The 14,407-nt window shown below is 62.3% G+C and carries 14 protein-coding genes; 9 read left to right on the forward strand and 5 right to left on the reverse strand.

Annotated features, from left to right (window positions below):
• Positions 1-247: 247 nt before the first annotated feature.
• Positions 248-1,120, reverse strand: a complete 873-nt coding sequence (locus tag Q1A06_RS00230) for an S-methyl-5'-thioadenosine phosphorylase (protein ID WP_299557474.1) — start codon at positions 1,118-1,120, stop codon at positions 248-250.
• A 190-nt stretch (positions 1,121-1,310) separates the two neighbouring features.
• Here Q1A06_RS00230 and Q1A06_RS00235 point away from each other — a divergent pair, with 190 nt between their 5' ends.
• Both Q1A06_RS00235 and Q1A06_RS00240 read left to right on the forward strand, forming a co-directional pair.
• Positions 1,311-2,990 (forward strand): SulP family inorganic anion transporter, encoded by a 1,680-nt coding sequence (locus Q1A06_RS00235; protein ID WP_299557477.1) that lies wholly within the window; start codon positions 1,311-1,313, stop codon positions 2,988-2,990.
• Positions 2,991-3,172: 182 nt separating this feature from the next.
• Positions 3,173-4,387 carry a GAF domain-containing sensor histidine kinase gene (locus tag Q1A06_RS00240; protein ID WP_299557480.1) on the forward strand — a complete coding sequence of 405 codons (1,215 nt, stop codon included), beginning with the start codon at positions 3,173-3,175 and terminating at the stop codon, positions 4,385-4,387.
• A gap of 16 nt (positions 4,388-4,403) precedes the next feature.
• On the opposite strand, the gene Q1A06_RS00245 is transcribed toward Q1A06_RS00240, so the two are convergent.
• On the reverse strand, positions 4,404-5,009 hold the full coding sequence (locus Q1A06_RS00245) for a flavin reductase family protein (protein ID WP_299557483.1): 606 nt from the start codon (positions 5,007-5,009) through the stop codon (positions 4,404-4,406).
• An 81-nt stretch (positions 5,010-5,090) separates the two neighbouring features.
• Between Q1A06_RS00245 and Q1A06_RS00250 the strand changes: the two genes are divergently transcribed.
• Together Q1A06_RS00250 and Q1A06_RS00255 are read left to right on the forward strand one after the other, a co-directional pair.
• Positions 5,091-5,585: an N-acetyltransferase gene (locus tag Q1A06_RS00250; RefSeq protein WP_299557486.1), complete on the forward strand. Its 495-nt coding sequence runs from the start codon at positions 5,091-5,093 to the stop codon at positions 5,583-5,585.
• Between the two features lie 45 nt (positions 5,586-5,630).
• Complete coding sequence (locus Q1A06_RS00255) at positions 5,631-6,392, forward strand: EcsC family protein (RefSeq protein WP_299557489.1); 762 nt, start codon at positions 5,631-5,633, stop codon at positions 6,390-6,392.
• On the opposite strand, the gene modC is transcribed toward Q1A06_RS00255, so the two are convergent.
• From modC to modA, 3 genes are read right to left on the reverse strand one after another with little or no spacing between them, the layout of a single operon-like run.
• Positions 6,389-7,468, reverse strand: coding sequence for a molybdenum ABC transporter ATP-binding protein (gene modC / locus Q1A06_RS00260; protein WP_299557492.1), 1,080 nt, complete (start codon positions 7,466-7,468; stop codon positions 6,389-6,391). The genes Q1A06_RS00255 and modC overlap by 4 nt on opposite strands.
• The gene (gene modB / locus Q1A06_RS00265) at positions 7,465-8,157 is read right to left on the reverse strand and encodes a molybdate ABC transporter permease subunit (RefSeq protein WP_299557495.1); all 693 of its coding nucleotides are present in this window, start codon (positions 8,155-8,157) and stop codon (positions 7,465-7,467) included. Before modB ends, modC begins: the two co-directional genes overlap by 4 nt.
• The gene (modA, locus tag Q1A06_RS00270) at positions 8,154-8,876 is read right to left on the reverse strand and encodes a molybdate ABC transporter substrate-binding protein (protein WP_299557498.1); all 723 of its coding nucleotides are present in this window, start codon (positions 8,874-8,876) and stop codon (positions 8,154-8,156) included. The genes modB and modA overlap by 4 nt, the downstream gene beginning before the upstream one ends.
• A 110-nt stretch (positions 8,877-8,986) precedes the next feature.
• Between modA and Q1A06_RS00275 the strand changes: the two genes are divergently transcribed.
• The 5 genes from Q1A06_RS00275 to ptsP all read left to right on the forward strand — a co-directional run bounded on the left by Q1A06_RS00275 (position 8,987) and on the right by ptsP (position 14,342).
• A complete protein-coding gene (locus Q1A06_RS00275) occupies positions 8,987-9,463 on the forward strand; it encodes an NUDIX hydrolase (RefSeq protein WP_299557501.1) in 477 nt (158 codons plus the stop codon).
• A gap of 59 nt (positions 9,464-9,522) precedes the next feature.
• A complete protein-coding gene (locus Q1A06_RS00280; protein ID WP_299557504.1) occupies positions 9,523-9,933 on the forward strand; it encodes a DUF1178 family protein in 411 nt (136 codons plus the stop codon).
• Positions 9,934-9,961: 28 nt separating this feature from the next.
• The gene (locus Q1A06_RS00285; RefSeq protein WP_299557506.1) at positions 9,962-10,606 is read left to right on the forward strand and encodes an SDR family NAD(P)-dependent oxidoreductase; all 645 of its coding nucleotides are present in this window, start codon (positions 9,962-9,964) and stop codon (positions 10,604-10,606) included.
• Positions 10,607-10,685: 79 nt separating this feature from the next.
• A complete protein-coding gene (locus Q1A06_RS00290) occupies positions 10,686-11,924 on the forward strand; it encodes an aspartate kinase (protein ID WP_299557508.1) in 1,239 nt (412 codons plus the stop codon).
• A gap of 177 nt (positions 11,925-12,101) precedes the next feature.
• Complete coding sequence (gene ptsP / locus Q1A06_RS00295; protein ID WP_299557510.1) at positions 12,102-14,342, forward strand: phosphoenolpyruvate--protein phosphotransferase; 2,241 nt, start codon at positions 12,102-12,104, stop codon at positions 14,340-14,342.
• The last annotated feature ends 65 nt before the right edge of the window (positions 14,343-14,407 follow it).

Here is a 14,407-nt window from a genome sequence, read left to right on the forward strand (position 1 = left end):
CCGGGGGTTTTCAAGCTGTTGTAGGCATCCGGCAGGAGAAACGAGCGGCTTGCGTGGTATGGACTGCGGATATCCGTGATCACCGGCATCGCCGGCGCGGTTCGTCTCCCACGTAGACAGGCTGCGCTGCGCGAGACGGTGCCAGCAGTGGCCCGTGCCCCTGTTCGCAGCGCAGAAACGGTCTTGCGACGGTGCGGCGGTTGCGATGCTCGGCACTCGCCGCGCGCCAAGCGGGTCCAGTGCGGTGCTACAGCATTCGACCTGCAATGGCGTCGAGCTTTGCCATCATGTCCGGATCACGGGCGTCGGGTTGTGTCAGGATCGCGTATTCCAGCGCCCGGTCACAACCATGCGGGCAGGCGGCGCGATCGGCGCCCAGAAGACCGGGCAGACGGCGGACCAGATCGCGCCCCTTGTCCGCGTTGCGCGTCAACGTCTCGATGATCCGGGTCACATCGACCTCGCCATGATCGGGGTGCCAGCTGTCATAGTCGGTTACCATTGCGACGGAAGCATAGCAAAGCTCTGCCTCGCGGGCGAGTTTGGCTTCGGGCATGTTGGTCATGCCGATCACATCCGCGCCCCAGTTCGCGCGGTACATCTTCGATTCCGCAAGCGTGGAGAATTGCGGCCCCTCCATCGCCAGATAGGTGCCGCCGCGGTGGGTTTTAATGCCGGAAGCCTTAGCCGCCGTCTCGCAGGCGTCCGAGAGGCGCGGGCAGGTGGGATGTGCGACGCTCACATGCGCCACGCAGCCGGGGCCGAAGAACGATTTCTCGCGGGCAAAGGTCCGGTCGATGAATTGGTCGACGATGACGAAATCCCCCGGCGCCATTTCTTCGCGGAACGATCCGACGGCGGAAACGGAGATCACGTCGGTGCAGCCGATCCGCTTGAGCGCGTCGATGTTGGCGCGGTAGGGCACCGACGAGGGTGTGTGCACATGGCCGCGTCCGTGGCGCGGCAGAAACGCCATTTCCACACCGTCGAGACGCCCGGTCAGGATCGCATCCGAGGGCGCACCCCATGGGGTCTGCACCGTGGTCCACTGCGCCTCCTGCATCCCCTCGATGTCGTAAATGCCGGAGCCGCCGATCACGGCGATTTTTGTGGATGTCATGAAAGCCTCTCTTACTGCTTGAGGAGCCAGTCTGCCTTGGCTTGTATGAAGTGAAAAGCCCCTAAACCCGCTTTGCGGCGGCGGGAGTGCGTTGGGCTGATCCCCACCTGTCGGGGCGTCTTTCCTTTTCGCGCCCTATGCTCTAGGTGCAGCGACATACTTTACCCCCCACATCCTCGCAGGAGAGATCATGGCGCGCAGCATCTTTCGCAGCTTCACCGAGAACCTATCGCCCAAGAACCTCGAGATGACCGATCTGCGCTGGCACGGCGGCGAAGGGTTCAGCGGGGGCCGTTTGCGGATCGAGCTTTTGTCGGGGCTGACGGTGGCGCTGGCGCTGGTGCCCGAAGCGGTGGCTTTCGCCTTCGTTGCGGGTGTGCACCCGCTTGTCGGTCTGTACGCGGCATTTATCGTCGGGCTGATCACGGCGCTGATCGGGGGCCGTCCCGGCATGATTTCGGGGGCCACGGGCGCTTTGGCGGTGGTCATGGTGGCGCTGGTGGCGCAGCACGGCGTCGAATACCTGTTCGCGACTGTTGTTCTTATGGGACTGCTGCAAATTTTCGCGGGGGTCATGAAGTGGGGCCGGTTCATGCGTCTGGTGCCGCATCCCGTGATGCTGGGCTTTGTGAATGGGCTGGCGATCGTGATTTTCCTGGCTCAGATGAGCCAGTTCAAGGTGCCGGGCACCATGGTCGATACCGGGCACGGGATGGGCGGGGGCGAATGGCTTTCGGGCACGCCGCTGTTGTTGATGCTGGCCCTGGTCGCTGCGACGATGGCAATCATCTGGGTGACGCCGCGCATCACCAAACTGGTGCCGGCGCCGCTTGCCGGTATCGGGATCGTGGCGGCGGTAGTCATCTTCACGGGAATGGAGGTGCCGCGCGTCGGTGATCTGGCCTCCATCAAGGGCGGTTTCCCCAGCTTTCACAATCCCTTCGGGACGGGCGAAGGCCTGTATGGTACAGCACTTGCGCCGCTGACGCTCGAGACATTTTACATTATTCTGCCCTACGCCGTGATCCTTGCGGCGATCGGCCTGATCGAAAGCCTTCTTACGCTCAATCTGGTCGGTGACATGACAAACCAGCGGGGCGGTGCCAGCCAGGAATGTGTGGCGCAGGGTGTCGCCAACACCGTCACCGGATTTTTCGGCGGCATGGGTGGCTGCGCGATGATCGGTCAGTCCATGATCAACGTGAAATCGGGCGGGCGCACGCGTGTTGCGGGGATCGCGGCTGCGGTTTTCTTGCTGCTGTTCATTCTGATCGGCTCGCCGGTGATCGAACTCATTCCGCTGGCAGCATTGGTGGGTGTGATGTTCATGGTTGTCATCGGTACATTCGCGTGGAACTCGCTGACGATCCTTCGCAAAGTCCCCCTGATGGACGCTTTCGTGATCTTGCTGGTCACGGTTGTCACGGTCTACGAAGATCTGGCTGTCGCCGTGGTCGTCGGCGTAATCGTCAGCGCGCTGGCCTATGCGTGGAACAATGCGCGCCGTATCCATGCGAAAACCTACATCTCGCCTGAAGGGGCGAAAGTCTATCAGGTGCAGGGGCCCCTGTTCTTCGGTTCGTCCGAGGGATTTGCGGAGCTGTTCAATGTACAGGGCGACCCCGCTGAGGTCATCGTGGATTTCGCCGATAGCCGTGTGGTGGACCAGTCCGCACTGCAAGCCATCGAAACGATGGCTGGGAAATACGAGGCGGCGGGCAAGCGGTTGCAGTTGCGCCATCTCAGCCGCGATTGCCACGCCTTGCTGACGAAGGCAGGGCACCTCATGGTCGATAGTGACGATGATCCGGAATACCAGCTTGCGGTGAACTATCAGGTGCGCACGGGGGTCCTGGGGGGCGGCCACTAAGTATCGCCGCTGGCGAGGCTTGGCCGGCCTCGGATGTGGGTGTTCCGGAAAATTATGCACGTGTTTGATACAATTTGGATCTGATCGACAGAATTGTGCCGCAATGTGGTCCAATCAATGTGCGTTTGGTCGGTCAGAACGATCAAATGCGCGATGCAGATGATCTGAACAAGGCCCGATCCATGAGAACATATCCCATCCCCTTCAACGAAGAGGCCCGCGTGGGCGCCGTGCGCGCCGTGCCGGGTCTGACGCCTGAAAATGAGCCGGTGTTCGACGCCATCTGCCGCGCGGTTGCAACCGTCTTTGATTGCCCCATAGCCCATATCAGTGTGGTCGAGGAAAGCAGCCAATGGTACAAATCGGTCGTCGGGATTGATCTGCCCGAAATGCCCAAGGACAGCTCTTTCTGCACGCATACGATCATGTCGGAACAACCGATGATCATCCCCGATCTGAGCCTTCACCCAAAGTTCTGCGACCATCCGATGGTTGTCGAGGGCGGACCGCAGGCGCGGTTTTATGCGGGCGTGCCTCTGGTGCTTTCCTCAGGCTTCCGGTTCGGCAGCCTTTGTGTGCTTGACGTGAAGCCACATTCAGCACCGACGCAAAAAGAGATACGCATTCTCGAGGATCTGGGACAGTCCGTCGTGGCGGCGCTTGAGCGAGCGCCCGCACAGCCCGCCGCCGATGTGGCGACGGTTGCGCACACGAATTTCCTTACGCTGGTGGGGCATGAACTGCGCACGCCGCTGACGGTCATGCAAGGTGCGCTGCGTCTGTTGGAGGCGCGGCTTGCGGATCCTTTGGATCAAAAGCTGGCGGGCAGCGCCCATCGCGCAACGGAGCACCTGTCGAAGCTGATCAACACGATCCTGCACTTCAGCAATGTGACCACCGGAGAAGTGTTCCTGAACGAGGCGCCCGTTGATCTGGCTGCCATGGTCCGCGAATTGCATGAACACAACGTGCATTCCGTGGCTCAGCATGGAAAGGATTTCGCACCACCCGAATGTGATGTCGTTGTTCCGGTGCTGGCGGACGCCGAACATATCCGGATTTGCATGACCGCACTTCTGCTCAACGCAATCGCTCACGGCGGTGATGCGATCCAGACGGCAGCGCGTCACGATGCGCACGGCAATGTGGAAATCACGGTCCGCGACAACGGACGGCTGGAGGATCACATAGACCTTGCCGAGCTCTACAAGCCTTTCATCGTCGGCGGCAGCCTCGCACAGCGCAGCACCGACGGTGGTCTGGGACTGGGCCTGCCGCTTACCCGCAAGCTGGTGGAGTTGCACGGTGGCGAGTTCGAGGTGCACGCCGGTCAGGATACGACAACCGCCCTGATCCGTTTGCCACGCTGGCGGACCGAGGCGATCGTCAAACATTGATACGGGACGCGGATCCTCAATCGTCGGGGCGGATGATTTCGAATATTTCGGTGACGCGGGTATAATCGCGGTATCCCAGACGGCTCAGCGGCTCGAAGGCCTTGAGATCGAAACGGCCCTCGCGGATGCAATCGTCGCGCAGGTGAACGCCAATGACCTCGCCGAAGCAGACGAAATTCGCCGCGCCCTTGATCTGCACGATCTGTGTCATACGACATTCGAGCGATGCCGGCGCGTCGGCGACACGGGGGCAATCGATCTGGTCGCACTGCGCTTTCGCGATCCCGGCGGCGGCGAATTCGTCGGTGCCGTGGGGCAGCGTCGCGGACGAGGCGTTCATCGCGTCGCGTGCGGCGTATTCCACGATGTTGACGCAGAACACGCCGGTCTCGCGGATATTGACCATGCTATCCTTGGTGCCGTCCACGTCGTCCTTCACCCCGGTCGAGGCGAACATCACCTGCGGCGGCGTATAGGCCACTCCGTTGAAGAAGGAATAGGGCGCGATGTTGTCACGACCCTGCGCGTCGCGGGTCGAGATCCAGCCAATGGGGCGGGGTGTCACGATGGCGTTGAAGGGGTTGTGCGGCAGGCCGTGGCCGTCGGCAGGACGATAGAACATCTATGGAATCTCCGTTGTGATTGAAGTCTGCGCTGGCGCTATGGTACGCCCCGTTCCAGCATAGACCGGAGCATCGCCACCTTGTACACCCTCGCGCCCGAAACAGCCGACGATCAATGGGAGGTCGAGGCGCTGTATGACACCTGTTTTGCGCCGGGGCGCACCGCGCTGTCGTCCTACCGTCTGCGCGAGGGGGTGCCGCCCGTTGCGGGGCTCAGCCTTGTCGCGCGAGATCTGGAGGCGATCATGGCGGGGGCGATCCGGTTCTGGCCGGTGCGGATCGGCGATGGGGCGCACGATGCGCTTTTGCTGGGGCCGGTGGCGGTACATCCGACGCGGCAGGGCGAGGGGCTCGGCGCCCTGCTGATCCAGAGCGCCCTCGATCTGGCCGCGCCGCTAGGGTGGCAACGGGTGATGCTGGTTGGCGATGCACCCTATTACGGGCGCTACGGTTTTGAACGTCTTGATCGGGTGATCATGCCGCCGCCGACGAACCCCGACCGCGTATTGGGCCGCGCGCTGGTCAGCGGGGCGTGGAATGGTGTTTACGGCGACGTGCAGCGTGTTGCACGTTGAAAATGGGTCCGACCTCACCCACATGAAAGGCAAAGAGGAAGCCTCATGACCGAAACACAGCTGCCCGTTCCCCTCGACGTCGATGCCGAACTCGAAGCCATTGCCCGCCGCTACAGGGCGGCAGGCGGTGTCGGAATCAATGTGCTCAATATGATTGGAGGCAGGGCCGAGAACCTGCTCGACCGTTTGCCCGACAAGGTACGCGGACAGCTCGAAACTGCGACTGTCAAGGCGCTTGATCATGCGATGAGTGCCGCGCACAACAGCCGCGCACGGGTACCGGATCAGGCGTCGTGGCTCAATACCGCCGTCGCAGCCGCGATGGGGGCTGCGGGCGGGGCAGGCGGCCTGCCGACCGCGCTGGCCGAACTGCCCGTCACCACGACGCTTTTGCTGCGTGTGATCGAGGGGGTCGCATCGGAATACGGCTTCGACACGGAGGCCGAAAACGTGCGCTTCGACTGTGTGCGGGTTTTTTCCGCGGCGGGTCCGCTGTCGGACGACGACGGATCTGATCTTGCATTCCTGACAGCTCGGCTCGCTCTGTCGGGCAAGGCAGTGCAGACGATTATTCACAAGGTAGCGCCACGTCTCGCTGTCGTGCTGGGGCAGAAGCTGGCTGCCCAGGCGGTGCCGGTTCTGGGTGCATTTGCAGGGGCGGCGACCAATTACGCCTATACCAGCTATTATCAGGACATGGCGCATGTGCATTTCGGACTGCGCAAGCTCGCCATCGAGGCGGATGTGTCGCCCGAGGAACTGAACCGGCGTCTGATGGAAAAGATGCGCGGAGTGCCGCGCGGCTAGCGCCCTATGCTGCCGGGTGCGACAGTCGTTGCCTTGAGAACGGCAAAGCAGGTCTGGCCCACCTCAAGCGACATCTGTGCCACGGCGCGCCGCGTGATACGGGCAAGCAGGCGGTCCTCGCCGGCCCGAAGCGCGATCGCCGCGCCGGGACCGTCACCGGCACGGATATCCATAACGGTGACCGCCAGAATGTTCAGCGCACTAAGCCCCTCTGGCCGCGTACGCGCGAGCGTCACATCCTGTGCCATGACACGCAGTCGTACCCGGGCACCGACCGGCGCCACCACGCCCGGCAGATCGAGAGTGCCCGCGCTGATTGCGAGACGCGTCAACCCGTCGTCGTTGTGATGCACCACACGCGCCTCGATCACGGCGCCGGCTTCGCGGACGCCCAGCAGCGGCACGTCGGCGGGATCGGACATGACCTCGCGCAGTGGTCCTTGCGCGGTAATCGCGCCGTTGTGCAACAGCACAAGCGTATCGGCCAGCCGTGCAATTTCATCGACTGCGTGGCTGACGTAGAGAATCGGCAGGCCCAGCGGCCCGTCGCGCAAGTGTTCGAGAAAGGGCAGAATTTCCTGTTTGCGCGGGCCATCGAGGTTGGCCAGCGGCTCGTCCATCAGCAGCATCCGGGGGCCGCTGAGCAGCGCGCGTCCCAGTGCTACCCGCTGTTTTTCACCGCCTGACAAGGCGCTTGGGCGACGATCGAGCAGATGGACAAGACCGAGCAGGTCGATCACCTCGGCGCGCGGTACGGCGGCGGGATCCGGCGCGTAACGGGTGCCGAAATCAAGATTCTGCGCGACGCTGAGGTGCGGAAACAGGCGCGCATCCTGGAAGACGGTGCCGAAGCGACGTTGGGACGCGGGAACGAAGATGCCGCGAGAGGTGTCCATCAGGACGGTGCCGCCCACCTCGAGAAAGCCGCAGTCGGGTCTCAAGAGACCTGCAACGGCCTTGACGACCGTACTTTTCCCCGCACCCGAGCGACCGAAAAGCGCTGTGACACCGCCCGGCGATTCAATCGAGACATTCAGGTCGAAGCCGTCGAAATGATGACGCACGCACAGCTTCACGACCGGTCCCCGATGCGCGCGGCGACGCGGCGGGCCAGCATCTCGGACAGCAGCACGGCGCCCAGTGCCACGGTACACGACAACAGCGCCATCGCCGCCGCCGATCCTTCGCCACCGGGAATTTGCAGCGCCGTCCAGATAGCGATGGGCAGTGTCTGTGTCTCGCCGGGGATGTTGGCGACAAAGGTGATGGTCGCGCCGAACTCTCCCATCGCCTTGGCAAAGCCCAAGACCGCACCGGCAAGGATACCCGGCGTGATAAGAGGAAGAGTGACACGGATGAACACGCCCGCGCGCGATGCGCCAAGTGTGGCCGCGGCATCTTCGAGCTTGGGATCCACCGCTTCGACAGCGAGACGCATCGCACGCACCATCAGCGGAAATCCCATGACAATTGCGGCCAGAACGGCACCGGTCCATTTGAATGCGAGCGTCAGCCCGATGGCCTGAAGGCCGGCACCCAGCGGCGCGGCGGGACTGAACAGGGTCAACAGAACATAGCCGGTAACAACCGGCGGAAGGACCAGCGGAAGATGCACCAGCGCATTCAGCAGTGTCTTGCCCCAGAACTCCTTGCGCGCGAGGAGCCATGCGATCCATAGCGCCAACGGCACAGCGATCAGCGTGGCCCAGAGGGCAACCCACAAGGACAGGCGCAGCGCGGCCCAGGCAGCGGCATCAAGGGTCACGGTGCCACCGTAGCGAACCCGTGGCTGGCAAAGACGGCCGCAGCGCGATCGCTGCCAAGATAGTGCACGAAGGCGCGGCCGGCCTGCGTCACGGCGCCGGCCGGATAGCGGATCGGCGCGTGTGCATCGGAAGGCACGGTATAGACGATCTGGACCAGCGGTTCTGCAGTGGCATCGGAGGCATAAACAACGCCGAGCGGTGCAGCACCTTTCGCCACCAGCGCCAGCGCCGCCCGCACATTGTCCGTTTCGGCCAGATGCGGCAGCATTGCGTCCCACGCGCCGATCTGGCGCAGCCAGTCGCGGGCATAGCTGCCTGCGGGTACACCATCGCGTTGGCCCATCGCGAGACGGCCGCCGGCCAGTGCGGCGACGATCTTCGACGCGTCCGGGGCATCCATCGCCGGCGCACCTGCGGGTGCGATGAGGACCAGCGTGCCGCTCGCCACATCGGCAAGGGTACCGTCGAGGATCAGCCCGCGTCCCAATAGCCATGTCGCCCAATCGCGGTGCGCCAGCACCACTGCATCGACGGGCGCACCCGCCGCGATCTGGCGTGCAAGCGTTCCCGACCCGCCGAACGAGAGCGTAACCCCGGCACCGAAGCCGTCCGCGATTTCCGTCAACGCGTCGCGCAGGCTGGCAGCGGCGAAAACAGTAATCGGCTGTGCGCAGGCAGGACCGCCGAGCAGGACAAGTATGAGGAAAAGGACGCGCATATCAGACGCGACTATCCGTCAAGTCTCGGGGCGCGGCAAGGGGTGGCTGGTCAGGCGAATGCAAACGGGGTACGTCTTGACCCGGGGAAAACGCCAGCGGAGCATCTGGTATGACGAAACAACTGCCGATATCGCTTTACGGTGGCGCAAAGGGTAGCGCGCGCACGCAGTTTGCGGCGCTATGCTACCGTATCCGCAAGGGCGACGTGCAGGTGCTTTTGATTACCTCACGCAAGCGCAAACGCTGGATCGTGCCCAAAGGCTGGCCGATGGAGGGCAAGACCCCGGCGGCCAGCGCTTTGGTCGAAGCCTGGGAAGAAGCGGGGGTGAAGGGGGTCGCGAGTGATGCGTGCATCGGCGTCTATTCCTACGCCAAGATCGGGCTCGAGCAAGGCGGAGACGCGACGCCCTGTCTGGCGCTGCTCTATCCGGTACGCGTTACATCGCTCAAGAACAACTTTCCCGAGGCGCGCGAGCGGCGCCGTATGTGGATGTCGCGCAAGAAGGCGGCAAAGCTGGTCCAGCACAAGGAACTTGCCAAGCTGATTGTGGGGTTCAGGCCCCCCGAATGCGGTGGCCCGGCTTGACCATCGCGCGCGTGCGCCCCATCTTCGGAACAGTTCGGACCGCGAAAGGATGTACGTTCATGATCCGCTATGCGCTCAAATGCGGCGACGGTCACAATTTCGAGAGTTGGTTTCAATCTGCGGCAGCGTTCGATGTGTTGGCGGAGCGTGGACATCTGGCCTGTGCCGTATGTGGATCCGGTTCGGTGTCCAAGTCACTGATGGCGCCGCGCGTTGCGGCGGAGAAAGCCAAGAGCGTACCGGCCAAGCCTTCGCGCGACGAGATGATCGCCGAAATCCGCCGCGAGGTAGAGGACAATGCCACCTATGTCGGCGGAGATTTTGTGCGCACAGCCCGCGAGATGCACGAAGGGGCGCAGCCTTCGGCGTCGATCTATGGCGAGGCGAATGCGCGCGAGGCGCATGCGCTGGTCGAAGAGGGAATTCCGGTATTTCCGTTGCCATTCAAGCCCAAGCAAAAGATGCAATAGAATCCATGATGAGCCAGGACAGCCGTAAATGACCATCGTCATCACAGGAGCGACGCGTGGAATCGGAGCCGGACTTGCCGCGCACTACCGCAATGCAGGGCTTGAGGTCATTGGCACGGGGCGTTCGGTCGCGGCGGATTTGCAGCTCGATGTGACACAGCCGGCAAGCCACAATGCAATGGCGGCAGCGTTGGGGGACAAGACGGTGGAGTTGCTGGTCTGCAATGCGGGGGTGTATCTCGATAAGAAGGACAGCCTTGACAGCGGCTATGGCGCCGATTTGTGGGCGCAGACGTTTGCAACCAACGTGACCGGCGTTTTTCTGAGTGTGCAGGCCCTGCTGCCGCATTTGCGGCGGGCGGGCACGCCGCGCATCGCGATTATTTCGTCCCAGATGGCGTCGTCTGAACGCGCGTCAGGTGGCAGCTATATATACCGCGCCTCCAAGGCTGCGGCGCTCAACCTGGGGCGCAATCTGGCGACCGACCTGCGGCGCGAAGGAATTGCCGTGGGTATCTACCATCCCGGTTGGGTCCAGACCGACATGGGCGGGGGCGCGGCAGATATCACGGTGGACGACGCCGTCAGAGGGCTTGTCGACCGTTTTGCGGCGCTTAATCTTGCGAAAACGGGCTGTTTCGAGACATGGGACGGTCGCGCGCACCCGTACTGACCTGTTTGTGGTGCGCACCCTTGCACAGGGACACGCCCTCGCGTAAACCGCGCGCGGTATGACTTAGGGCGAGGGTCTGATGCCTGTACTTGTTATGAAATTCGGCGGCACGTCCGTTGCCACGCTGGACAGGATCCGCCGCGCCGCAAAGCGCGTGGGCGTAGAGGTGTCCAAAGGATATGACGTGATCGTCATCGTGTCCGCCATGTCAGGCAAGACGAACGAGCTTGTCGGCTGGGTGAACGAGACCTCTGCGATGTACGACGCGCGCGAATATGATGCCGTTGTGTCCTCGGGCGAAAACGTTACCGCCGGTTTGATGGCATTGACGTTGCAGGAAATGGATGTGCCGGCGCGCAGCTGGCAAGGCTGGCAGGTGCCGGTGATGACGACCTCCGCCCATTCCGCTGCGCGCATCGAGGACATCCCGCCGGAGAATATCACCGCGAAGTTCAAGGATGGCATGAAGGTCGCGGTGGTCGCGGGATTTCAGGGGGTCAGCCCCGAAGGACGCATCACCACGCTGGGGCGAGGCGGCTCGGATACCACCGCTGTGGCTTTTGCCGCCGCTTTCGGCGCGGAGCGGTGCGACATCTATACCGATGTCGACGGTGTCTATACGACTGATCCACGGGTCGAATCGAAGGCCCGCAAGCTCGACAGGATCTCCTTCGAAGAGATGCTTGAGCTAGCGTCGCTGGGCGCCAAGGTGTTGCAGACCCGCTCGGTTGAATTGGCGATGCGCTACAAGGTAAAGCTGCGCGTCCTGTCAAGTTTTGAGGAACAGTCCGACGAGGCCGGAACGCTCGTCTGTGACGAGGAGGAAATCATGGAAAGCAATGTGGTAGCGGGCGTGGCGTTCAGCCGAGATGAGGCCAAGATGACGCTGGTGTCGGTCGCCGACCGCCCCGGCATTGCCGCCAGCATCTTCACCGCGCTCAGCGAGGGTGGCGTGAACGTCGACATGATCGTGCAGAACATCGCCGAAGAAGGGCGGACCGATATGACGTGGTCCTGTCCCGTCGATCAGGTGAAGCGCGCGCAGGTCGCAATGAACAAAGCGGCACAGGACGGTGTGATCAACTTCAAAGAGGTTATTGCGGACGAAGGCGTGGCGAAAGTGTCGGTCGTTGGCATCGGGATGCGCAGCCATACCGGCGTTGCCGCCAAGATGTTCAAGGTGCTGTCGGACGAAGGCATCAATATCAAGGTCATCACAACCTCCGAGATCAAGATCTCGGTGCTGATCGACCGCAAATACATGGAACTGGCCGTTCAGGCGCTGCACGATGCCTTCGAACTGGACAAAGCGGCCTGATCGCCAGGCAGCGGCCCGATTTTGGCACGCCGAAACATGATTGCCGCGATGTGATCGGCGGTGGATCGCAGCAGTCTGCGTGGTGTATGGCTATCCAATGACGGGAAAAGGGTTATTCCCTCTCCCCATTAGCGCGAACCCAAGTTATACAAAACCCGAAGCAAGGGTAGGAACGCCATGCCAGAACGCACAGAAAGCGACAGCCGCAAATTGCTTGGACGGCTTCGTGATGCGATGGCGGGGGATGTCGCCGGGCAGGCCCGGCTCGACAAGATCACCCATCTGATCGCGACCTCGATGGGCTGTGAAGTCTGCTCCATCTATTTGTTTCGAGACGAAAATACCCTCGAACTCTGTGCGACCGAAGGGCTCAAGGAAGACGCTGTGCACCAGACGCGCATGAAGGTGGGCGAGGGGCTTGTCGGGCGTGTGGCCAAAAGACGGCAGGTGATCAACACCCCCGACGCACCGCAGGCGAGGGGATTTCGATATATGCCCGAGACCGGCGAGGAAATCTTCTCCAGCTTTCTGGGGATTCCGATTCAGCGGCTTGGCGATGCCTTGGGCGTTCTGGTGGTGCAGTCCAAGATGGCGCGCGAATTCAGCGCCGATGAGGTTTACGCCCTCGAAGTGGTTGCGATGGTTCTGGCCGAAATGACAGAACTGGGCGCGTTTGTGGGCGAAGGCGAGGCCATGTCGGCCCGTCATTCGCACGCTGTTCTGGTACGCGGCACCGTGGGCCAAGAAGGGGTTGCGGAGGGCCATGTCTGGTTGCATGAACCGCGTGTCGTGGTCTCGAACCCCATCGCGGATGACCCCGAGCGCGAGGCGCAGCGCCTGCAGGAGGCGGTAGATGCCTTGCGGGTGAGCGTCGATCAGATGCTGACGATGTCGATCGGCGACAAGGATCAGCAGCAGGTGATCGAAGCCTACCGCATGTTCGCCAACTCCAAGAGCTGGATGCGGCGCATGCAGGAAGACATCGTGCAGGGCCTCTCTGCCGAGGCTGCGGTGGAAAAGGAGCAGTCGCTTGCGCGTGCCCGTATCGGGCAGTCTGCGGATGCCTACCTGCGCGAGAGACTGAGCGATCTGGACGATCTGTCCAACCGGCTTTTGCGTATCCTGACCGGGCAGGGTTCGGATACAGGCGCCGATATGCCGAGCGATCCGATCCTCGTGGCGCGCAACATCGGACCGGGCGAGTTGTTGGAATATGGCCGGTCGCTGCGCGGTATCGTGCTCGAACAGGGATCTGTAGGCAGCCATGCGGCCATCGTGGCCCGCGCGCTTGCGATACCACTGATCGTCCACGCGAGCCGGATCAGCACCGAAGCGTTGAACGGGGACCACATCATGGTGGACGGGGAGCAAGGCATCGTGCATCTGCGCCCCGACGATACCGTCGCGTCCGCTTTCCGTGACAAGATCGCCATGCAAGCCGCTGCACAGGAAAGATATTCCTCGATCCGCGACAAACCGGCGATGACGACCTGCGGTCAGACGATTGCATTGCATATGAACGCCGGCCTGATGGCGGATTTGCCGTCCCTGGCAAATTCCGGTGCCGAAGGGGTTGGTCTTTTCCGGACCGAATTGCAGTTCCTCGTGCGCAATCAGATGCCCAAGCGGTCCGAGCTGAGCACGCTTTACGCGCGGGTTCTGGGGGCGGCAAAGGGCAAGCCGGTGGTGTTCCGAACGCTCGATATCGGGTCGGACAAGGTTCTGCCCTACATGAAGCCGAACGACGAGCCGAACCCGGCCATGGGTTGGCGCGCAATCCGCGTCGGGCTGGACAAGCCGGGAATCATGCGGATGCAATTGCAGGCGCTGTTCCGCGCGGCGGACGGGCGATCCCTGACGGTCATGTTCCCGTTCATCGCCCAGTTCGATGAGTTCCGCGCCGCACGGGCGGAGGTCGACAAGACACTTGCGCGCGAGGCACGGCTTGGTCACACGCTTCCTTCCTCTCTTAAGATCGGCGCGATGCTGGAGACTCCGAGCCTTGCCTTCGCACCACAGAAATTCTTCGAAGAGGTGGATTTTCTGTCGATCGGGGGCAATGATCTGAAACAGTTTTTCTTTGCTGCGGATCGGGAAAACGAGCGCGTGCGCAAGCGGTATGATACCTTGAACGTAAGCTTTTTGACGTTCTTGCAGGATATCGCCAATCGCTGCATACAAACCGACACGCCGGTATCGTTTTGCGGCGAAGATGCCGGCCGACCGGTGGAGGCGTTGTGTTTCGCCGCAATCGGGTTTCGGACACTTTCGATGCGGCCCGCATCTATCGGACCCGTCAAAAGCCTGCTGCGCCGGTGCGATCTGAATGAAGTGCGCGACGTGATCGAGGCCGCGCGCGACCGTGGTGATCAATCCGTGCGCAGCGCCATGATGAATTATATTCGCGGAAAATACTGACGCGGTCTGCCGGACCATTTGACTTCCCGCGTTCCGGCCCCACGTCAAACGTCAGCGCGGTCCCG

Origin of the sequence: uncultured Sulfitobacter sp. (genome assembly GCF_947497275.1) — a bacterium.
Taxonomy (GTDB): domain Bacteria; phylum Pseudomonadota; class Alphaproteobacteria; order Rhodobacterales; family Rhodobacteraceae; genus Sulfitobacter.

What these genes read in the sequence shown, in the direction of transcription:
- Q1A06_RS00230 (WP_299557474.1), bottom strand. Translation starts at nt 1,120, where the DNA reads ATGACATCCACAAAAATCGCCGTGATCGGCGGCTCCGGCATTTACGAC.
- Q1A06_RS00235 (WP_299557477.1), top strand. Translation starts at nt 1,311, where the DNA reads ATGGCGCGCAGCATCTTTCGCAGCTTCACCGAGAACCTATCGCCCAAG.
- Q1A06_RS00240 (WP_299557480.1), top strand. Translation starts at nt 3,173, where the DNA reads ATGAGAACATATCCCATCCCCTTCAACGAAGAGGCCCGCGTGGGCGCC.
- Q1A06_RS00245 (WP_299557483.1), bottom strand. Translation starts at nt 5,009, where the DNA reads ATGTTCTATCGTCCTGCCGACGGCCACGGCCTGCCGCACAACCCCTTC.
- Q1A06_RS00255 (WP_299557489.1), top strand. Translation starts at nt 5,631, where the DNA reads ATGACCGAAACACAGCTGCCCGTTCCCCTCGACGTCGATGCCGAACTC.
- modA (WP_299557498.1), bottom strand. Translation starts at nt 8,876, where the DNA reads ATGCGCGTCCTTTTCCTCATACTTGTCCTGCTCGGCGGTCCTGCCTGC.
- Q1A06_RS00275 (WP_299557501.1), top strand. Translation starts at nt 8,987, where the DNA reads ATGACGAAACAACTGCCGATATCGCTTTACGGTGGCGCAAAGGGTAGC.
- Q1A06_RS00280 (WP_299557504.1), top strand. Translation starts at nt 9,523, where the DNA reads ATGATCCGCTATGCGCTCAAATGCGGCGACGGTCACAATTTCGAGAGT.
- Q1A06_RS00285 (WP_299557506.1), top strand. Translation starts at nt 9,962, where the DNA reads ATGACCATCGTCATCACAGGAGCGACGCGTGGAATCGGAGCCGGACTT.
- Q1A06_RS00290 (WP_299557508.1), top strand. Translation starts at nt 10,686, where the DNA reads ATGCCTGTACTTGTTATGAAATTCGGCGGCACGTCCGTTGCCACGCTG.
- ptsP (WP_299557510.1), top strand. Translation starts at nt 12,102, where the DNA reads ATGCCAGAACGCACAGAAAGCGACAGCCGCAAATTGCTTGGACGGCTT.